The sequence below is a fragment of the Ectothiorhodospiraceae bacterium BW-2 genome (genome assembly GCA_008375315.1).
Classification (GTDB): domain Bacteria; phylum Pseudomonadota; class Gammaproteobacteria; order Thiohalomonadales; family Thiohalomonadaceae; genus BW-2.
In genome coordinates this window covers 1,045,396-1,062,388 of sequence record CP032507.1, presented here as the reverse complement: position 1 = coordinate 1,062,388, position 16,993 = coordinate 1,045,396, and the positions used below count along the sequence as shown (strand labels likewise).

12 protein-coding genes are annotated in these 16,993 nt (G+C 56.5%); 3 read left to right on the top strand and 9 right to left on the bottom strand.

Annotation, left to right across the window (positions count from 1 at the left end; all coding sequences use genetic code 11):
• Positions 1-3: 3 nt before the first annotated feature.
• The 3 genes from D5085_04980 to D5085_04970 are packed head-to-tail and all read left to right on the top strand — an operon-like array spanning position 4 to position 7,210.
• Positions 4-1,470: a hypothetical protein gene (locus tag D5085_04980; GenBank protein ID QEP42545.1), complete on the top strand. Its 1,467-nt coding sequence runs from the start codon at positions 4-6 to the stop codon at positions 1,468-1,470.
• On the top strand, positions 1,448-6,721 hold the full coding sequence (locus tag D5085_04975; GenBank protein ID QEP42544.1) for a hypothetical protein: 5,274 nt from the start codon (positions 1,448-1,450) through the stop codon (positions 6,719-6,721). The genes D5085_04980 and D5085_04975 overlap by 23 nt, the downstream gene beginning before the upstream one ends.
• Positions 6,722-6,742: 21 nt before the next feature.
• The gene (locus tag D5085_04970; protein QEP42543.1) at positions 6,743-7,210 is read left to right on the top strand and encodes a DUF302 domain-containing protein; all 468 of its coding nucleotides are present in this window, start codon (positions 6,743-6,745) and stop codon (positions 7,208-7,210) included.
• A 15-nt stretch (positions 7,211-7,225) separates the two neighbouring features.
• On the opposite strand, the gene D5085_04965 is transcribed toward D5085_04970, so the two are convergent.
• From D5085_04965 to rsmG, 9 genes are all read right to left on the bottom strand, one after another.
• On the bottom strand, positions 7,226-10,684 hold the full coding sequence (locus D5085_04965) for an EAL domain-containing protein (protein ID QEP42542.1): 3,459 nt from the start codon (positions 10,682-10,684) through the stop codon (positions 7,226-7,228).
• Positions 10,684-12,024 carry a tRNA uridine-5-carboxymethylaminomethyl(34) synthesis GTPase MnmE gene (gene mnmE, locus D5085_04960; GenBank protein ID QEP42541.1) on the bottom strand — a complete coding sequence of 447 codons (1,341 nt, stop codon included), beginning with the start codon at positions 12,022-12,024 and terminating at the stop codon, positions 10,684-10,686. The genes D5085_04965 and mnmE overlap by 1 nt, the downstream gene beginning before the upstream one ends.
• A gap of 3 nt (positions 12,025-12,027) precedes the next feature.
• A complete protein-coding gene (gene yidC / locus D5085_04955) occupies positions 12,028-13,656 on the bottom strand; it encodes a membrane protein insertase YidC (protein ID QEP42540.1) in 1,629 nt (542 codons plus the stop codon).
• Between the two features lie 8 nt (positions 13,657-13,664).
• Positions 13,665-13,907, bottom strand: a complete 243-nt coding sequence (yidD, locus tag D5085_04950) for a membrane protein insertion efficiency factor YidD (GenBank protein ID QEP45057.1) — start codon at positions 13,905-13,907, stop codon at positions 13,665-13,667.
• A complete protein-coding gene (rnpA, locus tag D5085_04945; GenBank protein QEP42539.1) occupies positions 13,877-14,212 on the bottom strand; it encodes a ribonuclease P protein component in 336 nt (111 codons plus the stop codon). The genes yidD and rnpA overlap by 31 nt, the downstream gene beginning before the upstream one ends.
• Before the next feature lie 67 nt (positions 14,213-14,279).
• Positions 14,280-14,414 (bottom strand): 50S ribosomal protein L34, encoded by a 135-nt coding sequence (locus D5085_04940; GenBank protein QEP42538.1) that lies wholly within the window; start codon positions 14,412-14,414, stop codon positions 14,280-14,282.
• 128 nt (positions 14,415-14,542) lie between these two features.
• Entirely contained in the window at positions 14,543-15,457 is a 915-nt protein-coding gene (locus D5085_04935) for a ParB/RepB/Spo0J family partition protein (GenBank protein ID QEP42537.1), read from the bottom strand.
• A gap of 39 nt (positions 15,458-15,496) precedes the next feature.
• Positions 15,497-16,342, bottom strand: a complete 846-nt coding sequence (locus D5085_04930; protein ID QEP42536.1) for a ParA family protein — start codon at positions 16,340-16,342, stop codon at positions 15,497-15,499.
• Complete coding sequence (rsmG, locus tag D5085_04925; GenBank protein ID QEP42535.1) at positions 16,330-16,992, bottom strand: 16S rRNA (guanine(527)-N(7))-methyltransferase RsmG; 663 nt, start codon at positions 16,990-16,992, stop codon at positions 16,330-16,332. The genes D5085_04930 and rsmG overlap by 13 nt, the downstream gene beginning before the upstream one ends.
• Between the last annotated feature and the right edge of the window lies 1 nt (position 16,993).

Sequence of the window (16,993 nt, the reverse complement as noted above, 5' to 3'; positions counted from 1 at the left end):
CTAATGGCCTGCCACACGCCCTCTACCCACTTTTGGTGCAGCTCGTTAGCTCGGCGACTGCTACTAGCGGTGGTGCTGTTTAGCTCGGTGATTACGCTAGTGACGACCCTGCTACAACTCAATAGCGACTACCAGCACGAGATGGCGCTGTTTCACTCTAAAATTGAGACGATTCGTAACAGCAATTTAGGGGGCATCGCCCAAAGCGTCTGGAGTTTTGATGAGCTGCTGATTCGTGCCCAGTTAGAGGGTATCGTCGCGGTACCCGATATCGATTACGCCGCTGTCTTCGATGGTGAGGCGGTTCTGTGGCGGGCGGGAGAGCCGCCGACGGAGCCGGTGGAGCACCGCTTCGACATTGGCTATCACTATCAAGGGGAGACTATTCACCTCGGCACATTAGTGGTGAGCGGCAGCTATGGCGATATCTACGCTCGATTGTGGGATAAGTTGCTATTTCTGTTATTTAGCAACGGTTTAAAGACCTTTTTGGTCTCTATCTTTGTGTTCTATGTTTTTCACCGTATGGTGGGACAGCACCTACTTAATTTGAGTCGTCAACTCAATCGTCAACTACCACAGCAGCTCCATAGCCACCGATTGACACTGCAACGAAAGGAGGGGTACCAAGACGAATTGACCGCACTGCTTAACGGCTATCAGCAGCTATTGCAGCGACTAGGGGAGTATCAGCTACAGTTAGAGCATGAGAGGGGGGCAGCGGTGCGGGCTAATGAGGCCAAAACCGAATTTTTAGCCAAAGTCTCGCACGAGTTGCGTACCCCACTGCACGCGATTATCAGCTTTACTGCGCTAGCGCAGCGGCGGCTTGAGGGGGAGCGAGTGGATAGTGCCAAATTGCAGCGCTATCTAAACAATGTCAAACAGAGCTCTGAACGACTACTCCATTTGGTCAATAATCTACTCGATATCTCTGGCATAGAGCATGGCGGGCTGAGGCTGAAAGCGTCTAAACAGACTCTGGATGAGATTGTACAACAGGTGGTAGAGGAGCTAGATAGCAGAGTACAGGCCAAACAGCTCCAGCTTCGCCTTCAGTGTGAGGATGAAACATCGCCGCTAGAGGGGTGGTTTGATGGTCAGCGAATGCGTCAGGTAGTGGCGAATTTAATCGAAAATGCGATTCGCTACAGCGATGAGGGGGGGATGATTGTGGTGTCGTATGGGGCCGAGGCGCAGCGGCTCTGGCTGACGGTCACCGATGAGGGGATAGGGATCCCCGAAGAGGAGATCGAGACGATTTTTCAACCCTTTATGCAGAGCAGCCGCACTCGCCAAATGACGGTGGGGGTGGGGCTTGGATTGGCTATCTGCCAAGAGGTGGTCGCTAGCCATCAGGGGCAGATTCGAGCTTGGCATAACCCTACGGGGCAGGGGGTGGTGATGCGGGTTGATATTCCGCGCTATTTTCAACAAGAGAAGGGAGATGAGGGTGACATTGTCAATTAAAATCTTAGCGTTATGGCTACTCTCAGTGACCGCAGTCGCCTCGACACTGCCAGAGGCGCTGCTCGAACAGAGTCGTACCTATCAGCAGCAGCTAGCCGAGCGCTATGCGCAGACCGATATCGATGATCCGATGCGACTGCAGCAGAGTCTGCAGAGCCTGATCCGCCACAGTGGGGGGGTCGCCTACGATGTCCGCCAACCGTTAGAGTTAGCGCTAACCAGCCTGCCACCACCGCGAGGGGAGCTATGGCTACACCTCTCCTACCAACCCTTCACCTCTGAAGAGCGAGCCGAGCGCCAACCGCTCTATGCGGCGATGTTGGCCTGGCTCTCTGAACAGCAGGCGGGGTATCCGCAGAGCCCGATTGCCGTTGACGCACTAAAGCGGGCGGTCGATCTGGCGGTAGAGCAGGAGGAGTACGCGACCGCTATCGCTCTGCAGCAGCCGCTGCTGGAGGCGGATAACACCCCAGAGCAGCAGCAGCGACTACAGCAGTTACGGCAGCAGCGGCGGCAGCAGCAGAGTCTGCAGCTGATCGAGGCGAACGATGCGGTGATCGATAACCGCGCCTACCACTGCCTGCTGTTTAATGCTCCGTTATCGGAGCGGGAGGCCTCTCGTTATCGCGAGCAGATGACCCTAGAGCCGGCACACGCCTCTTGGCAGCTACGCTACCGCTATCCATGGCAGCGCCAGCAGCTCTGCCTCGGTGGCTTGATAGGGGGGGTCGATTATCAGTTGACACTGGCGGCAGGGGTGCGTTCTGAGACCGGAGAGAGGGCGCTATGGCAGCCGCTTACCTATCAGTGGCACCATCCTGTTGAGCCTGATCCTGAGCCCTACTTCAGTTTTGAGAGCGATAAGCGGCTACTGCCCGCTAGTGGCGCTCAAGTGGTGCCGCTACAGCACCGCTATAGCGACCGGGTTCGGCTAGCGCTGCTGCGTATCGATCCACGCAATTTGGCTCACGAGAGGGTACGCGCTTATCTGCTCGATAGTGAGCTTAACGACTATCAGGCTTGGCAGGTGGCGCATGAGCTAGGGGAGGTGGTCTGGCGCGGTGAGATGGCGCTGCAACGAAGTGAGACGCAGCCGCTGACCGAATATCTGCCGCTACCGCAGCAGCAGACGACGAAGCCGGGGCTCTATCTATTGCTAGCCGGCAGCGAACCGCCACCGGAGTACTCAATTAGCTGGTGCGAGGGGGAGAGGCTCTGTTTTGAACCTCGCGCCTCGCAGTGGCTATTTATTAGCGATATCGGCTTAAGCAGTTACCACTCTGAAAGAGAGCTGACCCTGATTAGTCGTGATCTCAATAGCGGTGAGAGTGTGGCGGATCTGCCGCTGCAGCTCTTAGCGAAAAATAATAGCGTTCTGTTTGAGGGGCGTAGCGATAGCTATGGCCGAGTCGATATTCCGGCCCACTATCTTCAGGGCGAGGGGGGGAGCGAGCCGAAACTCATTCTAGCTTGGCAAAATCCGCGCCATTTTACGCTGCTCAATCTGGAGCAGCGCCCCTACGATATGGCGGGTAACGGGGTGGGGGGGCGGCTACTCTTAGGCCCTCTCGATCTCTGGCTACAGAGCGAGCGGGGGGTCTATCGACCAGGGGAGGCGGTTGAGGTGATTGGGTTACTGCGTAATCGCCGTGGCGAGGTCGTCTCTGATCTACCGCTCTATTTTGTGCTGCAAGATGCCGCTGATCGCGACATTGAGAGTCGCTATATCCATCCCGAGGCAGGCGGCAGTTACCGTTTTACGCTGTCACTACCGCCCCAAGGACGCACCGGTAGTTGGCTGCTACAGGCACGAACTCTGCCAGAGGAGGCACCGCTAGCTGAGTGGCGTTTTGAAGTGCAGGAGATCGAACCTCCGCGTCTGAAGGCCGATTTTATAGCGCCACCGCAGCGCTCGCTAGCGACAGGCGAAGAGATTGAGCTATCGCTGCAGGCCGACTATCTGTTCGGCGCAGCGGCTGCCGATCTACGCATCGCCTCGCGGGCGGTGATTCGTAGCCGCACCACCCCTTTTGCCGAGTTTCGCCAATTTCAGTTCGGACTTCCCGAACCGAGTCAGCAGCAGCCGTGGCAGAGCCTGGCCGAGGGGCGTACCGATAGTCGTGGCGCAGCGAAGGTGAGCTATCGAGCGCCGGAGAGGCTCGACGGCTTTCGGCCCGCTGAGGCGACGATCTATAGCCGAGTTATCGATGTCGATGGCCGCGATGTGGCTATTAGCACCTCACTGCCACTCCACCACTATCCGGCCTATCTGGGGCTGAGAGTCGAGTCGGCGGCCGTTGAGGCCGGGGAGGCGGTGGTTGGGGTAGTGAGGGTCGATATCAACGGTCAGGCGGTGGCTGCGGCGGGGCTACAGTGGCGACTCTACCGGCGTCAATGGCAGGAGCAGTGGTACGAGCGCAACGGCCGTTGGCAGTTACAGTGGCAGGAGCAGCGCCAGCTAGAGCAGCAGGGGGAGCTCAATATCGCCGCGCCCGAGGTAACTCAACTACGGCTATCGCAGTTACAGGGGGAGAGCTACCGACTGGAGCTGAGCGATCCGGCTAGTGGTGTGACAAGCGCCCTCCACTTTGGCCGCTACAGCGGCAGTGGCGGTGAGCCGGAGCAGGGCAAACTGCTGCTACGAAGTGATAAACAGCACTATCTACCCGGAGAGCGGGCACAAATTACGGTGCAATCTCCGTTTGAGGGGCAGGGATCGTTGCTGATTGCGACTGACGAGATTGTCGATCACATTAACTTCGAGCTCGGGACTGAACCGGTCACCCTGTCGATACCGGTCGTTAGCGGCTGGGGGGTGGGGGCGAATCTACTCTTAACCGCCGTTGCGGGGGCGGAGCGTGGGGGGGATAGTCGTCGCCTACCGCAGCGGCTGATGGCCAATCTGTGGCTCGATAGTGGTCGGACGGTGGCTGAGCTGCCGCTGCAACTCCAGGTGGCCGCACAGGTAGAGCCGGAGTCGCCGCTCACCGTCCTCTTGCAGCCGACAGGGGCGACTGAGCCGCTGCATGCGGTGCTATTGGCCGTCGATGAAGCGGTGTTGCGGCTGACCGGTTTCGAGGCACCGCAGCCACTAGAGCACTTTTTTAGCCAACGACAGTTAGGCATGGTGCTGCGCGATAACTATAGCGCCATTATCGACACGACTGCCGATTATAGCCTCGCGACGGTGCGGCACGGCTACGCTATGATGCGTGCGGTGATGGCCGAGGCGGCAGGGCAGCGCGGTCGAGCTCCCAATCTGACCGACATTGTCGCGTTAGCGAGTGGGGTGGTGACGCTGCCGGCTGACGGGGGGGAGATAACGCTACAGCTCCCCGACTTTAGTGGTGAACTGCGACTGATGGCGCTGGTCTGGAGCGGTAACCGACTCGGCAGTGCCGTCCAGGCGGTTACTGTCTCTCCCCCGCTACTGTTCGCCCCGACTGCCCCCCGTCAGCTAGCTAGCGGTGATCAGAGTCAGTTGACGCTGCGGCTACATAACTTGCGAGCACCGGCGGCAGAGTATCAGTTAAAATGGCAGGGTGATGGGGTCGCCTTCGAGGGTGAGAGGCCGAGCCGTGTGTCGTTAGCCGAGGGAGAGTCGCGTATCTTAAAGATACCGTTTAGAGCCAAAGAGGTGGGGCAGGCTGAGATCGTGTTGCAGCTACAAGGTGAGGGCGTGGCGCTTGAGCGGCGACTACCGCTACAGATTGTGGCACCGACAGCGTACCAGCTACAGCGACAGCTACACCAGCTATTGCCGCAGGAGAGCTTAACTGTTGAGCCATCGTTAGCCGAGCTTCATGGGGCTAAGGTGACGATTGAGGTCTCGACGAATCCCTTAGGCGGCGTAGGGAGGCTGCTACAGCAGTTACAGCGCTATCCGTATGGCTGTTTGGAGCAGTTAAGTAGTCGCGCCTGGCCGCTGCTCCTCTATCCAGAGCTACAGCAGCGGTTGGCGCTAGCACCGCTATCGCAGCGAACCGAGGCGCTACAGCCATTGTGGTCGCAGCTATGGCAGCGACAGAACCGTTATGGTGGTTTTGGGATGTGGAGTAGTGAGGCAGAGGAGCGGCGCTGGTTGAGCGTCTATGCGACCGATATGTTGCTACAGGCCGAGACGATGGGCTATTTAACCGACAGCGAGCCGCTACAGCGGGCGCGGGCTCGACTCTATGACTATTTGGGTAGTCGTACCCCCGGAGAGGAGGGGGTACAGAGCTACGCTCTCTATCTGTTGGCTCGTCGTGGTGAGCTGGAGCGGCGCTGGTTGACTAGTCTGGCAGAGTCGATAGCCGCCTCACCAGAGGTCGATAGTCCGACACTAGCGCTACTGGCGGCGGCTTTCTATCAGCATGGCGCACCAGAGCGGGCCACTGAGCTATTTAAGCAGGCCGAGCAGCGGCTACGAGAGCCTGGAAGATCGAGAGGGTTCACGCCGTATGGTTCACCGCTGCGTGATGCGCTGCTGCTGCTCTATCTATTGGCCGAATCGGATCAGCCGCTGCTGCTAGAGCCGCTGCTACAGCAAGTGGTGGATCAGCTACAACGCGATGGCGAGCACCTCTCAACCCAAGAGTTAGCTTGGCTAGCGAGGGGGGTGGCCAAGCTGCCGTTAAGCGTGCAGGCGTGGCGGCTGCAACACAATGGTGAGACTATCGAGCTTGGGGCCGCAGAGGGTTGGCGCTGGCAGGGGGAGGGGGAGGCCGTGGCGGTAGCGCAGCAGCTACAGAACCGCTCCGAGGTTACCCTATGGGTTAGCTCTACGCTTGAGGGGGCGCCTAAGCTGCCCCTATCGATCGATAACGATGCGAGCTACCAAATTAGCCAGGGTTACTATCGCCTTGATGGGGAAGCGGTTACCCCCGCAACGCCATTGCAGCAAGGAGAGCTCTTGGTGGGGCTGATTACGCTGCAAGCTAAGGCGCTGTCGCAGCCGACAGAGACGCTGGTGATTGACCGTATCGCTGCTGGGCTGGCGCTGGAGAATAGCGCCCTGTTGCACCGGTTGAGCGTTTCGCAGCTCGATTGGCTGCCCGATTTGGTGCCGCTTGACTACCAAGAGTGGCTAGAGGATCGCTACCTAGCCGCCTTAACGCTCTTGCCAGATGACGGTAGCCGCCGGCTAGCCTATTTGGTGCGGGTGGTGAGCCCCGGTCGCTATACCGATCCGGCGGTTGAGGTTGAGGCGATGTTTCAACCCTATCGACAGGGGCGGGGAGAGTTACGACAATGGCAGATTATTGAGTAAGTTGATAAGAGGAGTGTGACCATGAGTAGAAGGTATGGCTCGTTAGTGAGTTGGGTTGCCTTGAGTTGTTTGGCTATGTCGGCCGCAGAGGCGGAGATTGTGACCCAAACTCTTGAGGGTGGTTTTGAGGAGGTATCGGAGTCGGTGCGAGCGGCGATTGTCGGTAAGGGAATCAATATCGCCCATGTGCTAGAGTCGGGCGATATGCTCCACCGCACCGGGCCGGCCTATGGCTATGAGGAGGATATCTATAGTCAGGCGCTGACTTATCAGTTTTGTAGCGCTAAGTTATCGCATCAATTAGCCCGATTTAATCCGGAACATATTGTCCTCTGCCCGTTTACCATTGCCGTCTATCGGGTTGTGGGTGATGAGGAGGGGAGTGTGCGAGTCTCCTATTCGATCCCTGAGGGGAGTGAGGGCTCGGAGTCGATCTCAACGGCGATAGGGGAGCTGTTGCAGTCGATTATCGAGGATGCTAGTTGGTAGCAAGGCACATGCCCATTATTGGGTAAACATCCCCGACAAAAAGCGCAGTTCGGCGAGGAGTTGATCCCGCAGGTCGTGTAACTGCTGTAGTTGCATCTGGTAGTCGGCCTGGGGCTGGTGGTGGTAGTCATCGATTAGCCGTGCTGCGAATTGGTGTATGGCGCTGTGGGAACGAATAATGTCGTCCAAAATGGTCTCATTGCGTAGCTGCTGCTGTTTGTGTAGCCAGTAACCAAAGCGGCAGATACCCTCTTGCAGTTCGGGGAGGGGGGCGTTTTTAACGGTAATATAGCGCTCAACGGCACCAACCCACGCTCGGTGTTCGATGCAGGCGTAGAGGACGGACTGATTATCCTGTGTGGCCGGTTGTACGGCGGCCCACGCCGGTTCGGGTTGCCACTGCGCTATCCAGTCGGGAATGTTAGCCGCTGGCATCGGGCGGGCGATACCGTACCCTTGCGCCTGTTCGCAGCCGAGTTGAATGAGCATCACTCCATGCTCGACACTCTCCATCCCCTCGGCGACCGAGTCGAGCCGAAAGGCGTTGGCCAGCCCCAGTACCCCCTCAAGGATGGCAAAGTCATCGGGATCATCAAGCATATCGCGCACAAAGTGCTGGTCTATTTTGAGTTCGTTAACCGGTAGCTGTTTGAGGTAGGCGAGGGAGGAGTAGCCTATGCCAAAGTCGTCTAGCGCAAAGCGAACCCCCAATCGGCGGCAGCGGCGAAAGATATCGACGCTCGCTTCGATGTTATCTAGCGCACTGGTCTCAAGAATCTCCAAAATGAGCTGCTTCGGGGCAACCTTCGGGTAGCGCTGCAATAGCTCCGCTATCGAGTCGCTAAAGCCAGGCTGTTGCAGGTGGCGGGCGGCGATATTGACACTAACCGAGAGTGAGAGCCCCTGATCGTTCCACTGCTGTAGCTGTTGTAGTGCTTGGTGAAGCACCCAATCGCCGACATCACAAATGACCGGATAGTTATCGATACCGAGGAGGAAGGCGGCCGGGGGTAAAATGCCGCGTTCAGGGTGGTTCCAGCGCAGTAGCGCCTCACAGCCGGTGACTTGGCCGGTGTGGAGATTAACTTTAGGTTGATAGTAGAGTAGGAGCTGATTCTGCTCTAGTGCTTGGTGGATGTTTTGTAGATTCCCATAGATCTGTCGTACATGGTGATCGACTTCGGTATCAAAGATCTGAAAGCGGTTCTTGCCCGCCTGTTTGGCCTGATACATCGCCTGATCGGCCTGTCGCAGTAGCTGTTCGGCATCGATAGTCTCTACTTGGGGGTAGTAGCTAATGCCGAGACTGGCAGAGAGCCTAACGGTTATCTCATCTAGAGAGAGTGGTTCCGCCGCAGCCTCTAACAGGCGGTTAAAGAGCGGTAGCCCCTGATCGTCATGCTCTAGATCGGTGACTATAGCGACAAACTCATCGCCACCGATACGGGCGAGGGTATCCCCTTCGCGCAGGGTGGCGGCCATTTTTTGTGAGAGCTGTAGCAGTATCTCATCGCCAATCGGGTGGCCATACTGCTCATTGATAATCTTAAAGCGATCTAGATCGAGAAAGATAACCGCCAGTAGTTGTCGGCGCCGATGGGTGCGGCGCATATCCTGCTCTAGGCGGTCAATTAGCAGGGTTCGGTTCGGTAAATTGGTGAGTAGATCGTAGTGGGCTAGCCGATTTAGCTGCTCTTCGTTCTGCTTTTGGAGGGTGATATCGGAGAAAAAACCGATATAGTTTTGTAACTTTTCGGTCGCGCCGGTGACGCTACTGATGTTGAGTTTTTCGGCATAGAGCGAGCCATCTTTGCGCCGATTCCAGATTTGACCACTCCAGTGGCCTTCGTTTTGTAGCTGCTGCCACATCTGTTGATAAAAAGCCTCCCCCTGACGACCCGATTTGAGTATGGCGGGGCTTTTGCCGATCACCTCTTGGCGCCGATAGCCGGTAATCTCCTCAAAGGCGCTGTTAACTTCGATGATGGTGCCATCGATTTTGGTGATAACTATCCCCTCTCTAGCGTTGATAAAGACGCTAGCGGCTAATTGCAGCTCCTGCTCATACTGTTTTTGACGACTAATATCGACATGGGTACCGACGAGTCGGGTCGGGCGTAGGTTCTCATCTCGGACTAAAAAGCCGCGTGAGAGGATATCGATGCGGTGCCCCTGCTTGTGGCGCATCTGTAACTCAAGCTCTAGCGAGGTTCTGTGCCCCTCAATATACGCCTCAATCTGTTGCCAGCTATGGTGTCGATCCTGCTCCTGCAGTAGCTGCTTCCAGGTGGTAAGAGTTTGGGGCAGTTCGTCAGCCTCGTAGCCGAGCATCTCCATCCAGCGGGGGGAGTAGTAGATCTGATTTGTGAGTAGATCCCAGTCCCACAGGCCGTCATGGCTGCCGCGCATCGCCAGTTGAAAGCGCTCCTCACTTCGAATGAGCGCCCGATTCGACTCTTGCAGACGGTGGTGGCTGCGGGAGAGCAGAATGAGAACAAGGCTGCCGAATATGATTAAACTCAGCATAAAGGTTAGCTGGATCGCGTAGTGGTGCCAGAACTGCTGTAGGGTAATAGGGGGTGGGGTATCGTAGGGGGGGAGTTGTAGTTTCTGAGCTAGCTGTTCTACTTTGATGTAGTCGGCAGGGGGGGCAAAACCGCCGATATTAGCCTGTCGTGCCGCTAGGTGATCTCGCTCTAGTAGTAGCAGAGCGGCGGTGACTCGCCGGACTAAATCGCTATTGACCCACGGAAGGGCAACGAAGGCCCACTCAGGGTAGAGTTCGGTGGAGAGTAGAAAGGGGAAGTCATCCTCTTTGCGGCTATGGATAACCTGTAGCTGCGACAGATCGAGCCCCTGCTCCTGCTGTAGCTGCTCTAGCACACCGGTACGAATAAAGCCGACATTCACTTCGCGATTGAGCACCGCAGCGACGACGGCGTCATGGCTGCCGCTCTCGATGAGGTGGACACCGTTGGGAGAGAAGATACCGTAGCGATGCAGCTCAAAGGCTTGGGCTAAGTAACCTCCCATGTGCCGCTCTTTGGGAATCGCTATTCGCTCGCCGGCTAGATCGGTAATATCTTTAATGAGTGGATTATCGCTGCGGGTGATGATCACGCCGCCAAGGCGGGTGGTTTCGATACCGTTCTCTGCTCGAATGAGGGTCACTAGCGGCCCAGAGAGGGCATACTGATTGCGTACAAACTGGTAGTGGTTGGGATTGGTGAAGAGTAGATCGATTTCGCGGGCGGCCATTGTCGTATCGAGCTGTTCGAGCCCCATTACCTTCAGTTCGATGGTGGCGTAGCCGTTGAGCTGTTGATTGAGGTAATCGGTTAGTGGCTGGTAGCGTTGGCGTATAAGCTCTGCTGGTCGATAGGCGAAGATGCCGAGTTTAAGCGTCTCGGCGACAGCCACACTCTGTAGTAGTAACGATAGCAGCAGTAGCAGCGAGGAGGGGGAGAGTACCACTATTTGCCGATACAGAAGGCGCTGAAGATATCGCCGAGCAGATCATCGGCAGTCACCGCTCCGGTAATAGTGCCTAGGTGGTGTTGCGCTTGTCGCAGCTCTTCGGCGACTAGTTCAGCGGCCTGATGGTGCAGCTCCTCGGTGGCTGCGATAAGGTGGCGTTGGCTCTGGGATAGCGCCTCTAGGTGGCGGCGGCGAGCCATAAAGACCCCCTCACTATCGCCTTGAAACCCCATGACCTGTTTAAGGTGGCTGCGAAGCGTCTCTACGCCGTCACCATGGCGGGCGGAGAGGTAGAGAGCCGGATAGCCAGGCTCTGCCGTCGGCAGGGAGGTGACTAAATCGATCTTATTATAGACTAAGGTAGTGCCGACGCTGTGGGGTAGTTGGGCGAGGATGGCGCGGTCGGCGGGGGTTAACCCTTGTTGGCTGTCGATGAGCAGTAGCGTACGATCGCTCGATTTTATCGCCTCCCACGAGCGACGCATCCCCTCCTGTTCGATCGGATCGTCACTCTCTCTTAATCCGGCGGTATCGATAATTCGTAGTGGCATCCCATCGATCTGAATCTCTTGGCGTACAATATCGCGGGTGGTGCCGGCAATATCGGTAACGATGGCGTGTTCCCCACCGGAGAGTGTGTTGAGCAGACTCGATTTGCCGGCATTAGGTTGGCCGGCGAGGACGATACTCATCCCCTCTCGTAGTCGTTGCCCCTGTTGCGCTGCGGCGTCTATCGTCCGTAGCTGCTGCTGTAGCTGCTGCAACTGCTGTGCGACTCGGCCTGAGCTGAGAGAGTCGATCTCTTCCTCGGGAAAGTCGATAGTCGCTTCGATATAGACTCTTAACTCGGTTAGCGACTCGACTAACTGATGAATCGCACGGGAGAAGTCGCCCTGTAGCGAGCGTATGGAGGAGCGGGCCGCTTCGGTAGTTGCGGCGTCAATTAGATCGGCTATCGCCTCGGCCTGTAGCAGATCGATCTTGCCATTTAGAAAGGCTCGTTCGCTAAATTCGCCGGCTCGCGCCGGTCGCACCGCCGCACGACTCAATACACTCTCTAGCAGACGGTCGAGCACCACCGGCCCACCGTGCCCCTGTAGCTCCAGTACATCTTCGCCAGTTAAGGAGTGGGGGGCGGGAAACCAGAGCGCGATACCGTGATCAATCACCTCGCCAGAGGGGCTGTAAAAGGGGCCGTAGTGGGCAAAACGGGGGGTGAGCCTATCGCGCCCAGTGGTGGCCTGGGCCACTGTCGCTGAGGCTGGGCCGGAGAGTCGAATAATGCCGACGCCACCATAGCCACGGGGGGTCGCCAGAGCGGCGATGGTATCACTCAAAGGCTACTTCTCTTTAATGACCACGCGGGTGATATACCACTGCTGGGCAATGGAGAGGGCGTTATTAACCACCCAGTAGAGCACCAGTCCGGCCGGGAAGAAGATAAAGAAGACGGTGAAGATAATAGGCAGTGCCATCATCACTTTAGCCTGAATCGGATCGAGGGGTGCCGGATTGAGTTTTTGCTGAATAATCATCGTCACCCCCATCAGTAGCGGCAGCACGAAGTAGGGATCGGCGGCAGAGAGATCTTGAATCCAGAGCATAAAGGGGGCTTGGCGCATCTCGACGCTCTCAAGTAGCATCCAGTAGAGGGCGATAAAGACCGGAATTTGTATCAAAATAGGCAGGCAGCCGCCGAGGGGGTTAATCTTCTCCTCTTTATAGATTTTCATCATCGCCTGATTCATCGCCTGGCGATCATCGCCATAGCGCTCTTTCAGCGCCTGTAGCTTCGGCTGGAATTTGCGTAGCTGCGCCATGGAGCGGTAGCTGGTTTCGGAGAGTTTATAGAAGGCCAGTTTGATTAAGATAGTGAGCAGGATAATCGACCAGCCCCAGTTGCCGACAAAGGATTGGATCAACTCTAGCATCCAGAAGAGCGGCTTGGCGAGAATGGTTAAGATACCGTAATCAACACTTAGCTCTAACCCCTCTGCCGCCTCTTCGAGCTGATGGGTCAGTTTCGGGCCGACAAAGAGCCGTGAGGTGAGCTCTAGCGACTCACCGGCGGCGAGACTCTGTTGCGTGCCGATAGCGCCTAAAATGTAGCGCCCGCCCGAGGCCTTTTTGGAGTAGTACTGATAGGGCTCCTCTGTTGCCGGTAGCCAAGCACCGAGGAAGTAGTGCTGAATCATCGCTAGCCATCCCTGCTGAATCGTCCGTTGTAGGGCTATTTTATCCATATCATCGAAACTTATCTTTTCATACTTCTCCTCCGGGCTGTAGATCACCCCGCCGGTATAGGTATAGATGAAGGCATTCCCCCCCTCCTGCGGCCGCTGTCGCTGGAGCTGCTGGTAGAGGAAGCCGCCCCAGGGGTCGGCGCTCTGGTTATCGATATGGAATGTAACATCAATAAGGTAGCTATCACGATGAAAGATATAGCTTTTGGTGACGGTAAGGCCGCTATCGTGCTGCCAGGTGAGCGGTACTGTCAAGGTATCGCTGTTTTGATCCATCTTAAAGTGGCTCTGTTCAACTCGATAGTCGGCGTGGTGATCTGGCGCATGGTTACCCGAGGTGGCTAGTAGCCCCGACTGGGCGATAAAAATGGGTGAGGCATCGTTCATTAGGGTGACTAGGTTGTCGGGATCTTCGGGCGAGATCGGGTAGTGCTTTAGCTCTAGATAGCGCAGATCGCCGCCACGGGTATCGAGTTCGATATGGTAGAGATCGGTGTCGATAGTGACTCTAGCGACGCTTTCGAGCAGGGCTGTGGTGCTCGCTGGAGTATCGGGACGCCCTGGCAGTGAGCTGGTATCGGGGCGATCGCCGATGGCTGTCGATGCCGTTGCCGTTGAATTGGGGGGAGGTTGCTGTGGTCGTACATAGTCGTTTTGCCACGCCTCATAGATCATTAACAGGGTAAAGCTAAGCGCAATAAAGAGTAAAACTCGTTGAAAATCCATATCTTTTATTACAACCTTGGGGGGTTAATCGGGGGGACGGAGTCATCTCCACCAGGATGCCAGGGGTGGCAGCGCAGTAGTCGCCACACCGCTAACCCGCTCCCTTTTAGGGGGCCGTGCAGCAGAATCGCCTCTTCGGCATAGGCTGAGCAGGTAGGGGTAAAACGACACTGACCGCCCACCAGCGGACTGAGGGTGAAGCGGTAGAGGCGAATAACGCCTAGCAGCAGATCGCTGCAGAATTGCGTAATGGTTGCCACTGCTCGGTGATCAGTTGACAGAGCTGCTGCTGCTCTTCTGGAGTGGGGTGTTGCATAAGCATCACGATAATATCGACCGGTTGAAGCTGGTGCTGCTGTAATCGGAAACACTCCCGCAGTTGGCGTTTGATTCGATTACGATCTACCGCACGCTTTAGGTGTCGTTTGGGGATAGTCAGGCCGATCCGAGGGTGATCCAGTCGGTTTAAACGCCAGCGTATCGAGAGCAGATTGCCGTGAATACGCCTGCCGTAACGAATGAGGCCACCAAACTCAGCCGAACTGACGACACGCATTTGACGAGAGAAGCAGAGAGAGGAGTCTGTCAATGGGGGAGGCAGCGCCAGCGGCGCTGCAGCCAAATCAGAGCGCCAGACGGGCGCGACCTTTTGCGCGACGAGCCTTGAGGACCTTGCGGCCACCAACACTCTTCATGCGAGCGCGAAAGCCGTGGGTTCTGGCCCGCTTGATATTACTGGGCTGAAAAGTTCTTTTCATAACAAAAAACCTGCAAGTTAAAAACGGGTCGAAAAAGAGCGGGAAATCTACATAATTTGCGCCTTAAAGTCAATTGGTATTTGTAAGTTTCGGCTATTCCCGCTAGCCGATACTGATTTCCGGTAAGTTTACTGGATATGGGCCAGAATGCCCTCTAGCTCATCGAGGCTGTTATAGCGAATCACCACCTTACCCTTCCCCTGTCCCCCCTGCTGGATAGCGACCGACGCACCGATGCGCTCGGCTAGCGTCTGCTCTAGCCGTTTGACATCGGGATCGTCGGCTTTGGGCGCTTTTTTTGGAGGTGGCTGCTGTAGCTCTTTAACCCGCTTTTCGGTCTCTCTTACCGAGAGCCGTCTATCGGCTACCTCCCGTGCGAGAGTTAACTGCTTTGGCTGCTCTAGGGTCAATAGCGCCCGAGCGTGGCCCATCTCCAGATCGCCGTTTTCAACCATCTGTTTGACATCACTCTGGAGCGAGAGTAGTCGCAGCAGGTTGGTTACTGAAGCGCGGGAGCGGCCAATGGCATCGGCGCTCTGTTGGTGGGTTAGGCCAAATTCGTCAATGAGTCGCTGTAGCGCCTGCGCCTCCTCAATCGGGTTGAGCTCTTCGCGCTGGATATTTTCGATAAGTGAGATGGCGATGGCCGCCTGATCGTTAATGGGGCGAATAAGCGCGGGGATCTGCTCTATGCCCGCTAGCTGGGCCGCCCGCCAGCGCCGCTCTCCGGCGATAATTTCGTAGCGATTAGGGGGAGTCTCTAGTGGGCGGACGACAATAGGCTGTATCACCCCCTGCTGTCTGATCGAGTTAGCTAGCTCCTCCAGTCGTTCGGGATCGATATCGAGACGGGGCTGAAAGCGGCCTCGTTGTAGCTGCTCTAGGGGGAGATATTTGAGATCGTTGTCACTCTCGGCTAGAAGAGCTGTTTGAGTGGGGATATCGAGCGGTAGTGCCGTCGTAGAGTCAAGCGTACCGGCACTTCCGCTGCCTAAAAGCGCCTCCAGACCTTTGCCGAGTCCCCGTTTCCGTTTTACCGTCATCTCTGTCAGTATCGCCTCTTTTTGGTTTAAAAAAATGAATTAGTTATTTAAGCTGGCCCGCTCTGTGACCGATGCCGCTTCGACGACGCTGTCGCTGCGAGCTTCGTTCGGCATACGGCTCTCCTCGCGCGAGAGCATCTCACCGGCTAGGGCTAGGTAGGCTTTTGAGCCGCGAGAGCTCTTATCGTAGAGAAATACCGGCAGGCCGTGGCTAGGCGATTCGGCTAGACGGATATTTCTAGGAATGGTGGTGCGATAGACCTTCTCTCCAAAGTGTTCTAATAGCTGCTCTGAGACATCTTTGGCCAGATTGTTTCGCGGATCGAACATGGTGCGCAGGATACCCTCAATCTCCAGCGACCGATTGACGCTATCTTGAATCTGCTCAATCGTCTGTAGCAGAGCGCTGAGCCCCTCTAAAGCGTAGTATTCGCACTGCATCGGGATCATGACCGAATCGGCGGCGACCAGTGCATTTAGGGTTAACATATTTAGGGAGGGGGGGCAGTCGATAAAGATGTAGTCAAACTGGTCGGTGATCGGTTCGAGCCCCTTTTTGAGCTGCTTTTCGCGCCCGACATACATACTCATCAGCTCCACTTCGGCGGCGGTCAGTTCGCTGGAGGTCGGGACTAAAGCGTAGCCAGCCGGTGTCTTTGGGAGCATCACTTCGTGAATCGGTTTTTTGCCCAAAATCAGGTGGTAGCAGCTAGCTAAGAGCTGATGGCGATCAATGCCACTGCCGACAGTGGCGTTGGCTTGGGGGTCGAGATCGACCACTAACACCCGTCGTTTGGTTGCCACCAGTGAGGCACCGATGTTGATACAGGTGGTGGTTTTAGCTACGCCCCCCTTTTGGTTGGCAACTGCAATCACTTTGGCCATTGGGTCACTCCTTTTGGGTATAGCAGTAGCAGATGGCGCTGTTCCTGTTCCAGTCCGGGAACGGTTAGCGACAGGGTCTGCTCAATCGGTATCAGTCGGGTTAATTCATTGAGTTCGCTCTCCTCTAGCCGCCCCTTCATCGCCAGTAGCTGTCCGTTGGGGGTCAGGCAGGGGGCGCAGAGGCGCACCATGGTCGCTAGTGAGGCAAAGGCGCGGCTGATGATCGCATCGTGGCGCGGCTCTGGAGAGTAGTGCTCCAGACGCGAATGTAACACATTCAGCCGCTGTAGGCCCAACTCTCCTTTGACTTGAACTAAAAAACGGCACTTTTTACTGTTACTGTCGAGTAGGGTAAGCGCCATATCGGGGCGCATAATGGCGATGACTACCCCCGGCAGGCCGCCGCCGCTGCCGACATCGAGTAATCGTTGCGCTTCGATGTGGGGCACAACGGCTAGTGAATCGAGCAGGTGGCGGCTCACAGCCTGACTCTGATCGGTAATGGCGGTGAGGTTATAGGTGCGGTTCCAGCGATAGAGTAGCTGTAGATAGTCGAGTAGCTGCTGCTGCTGCCGAGCGCTAATCTCAACGCCTAGGGTCTCTGCCCCCTGTTGTAGCGTTTTAGCTAGCGCTAATCTTACTCTATCCACG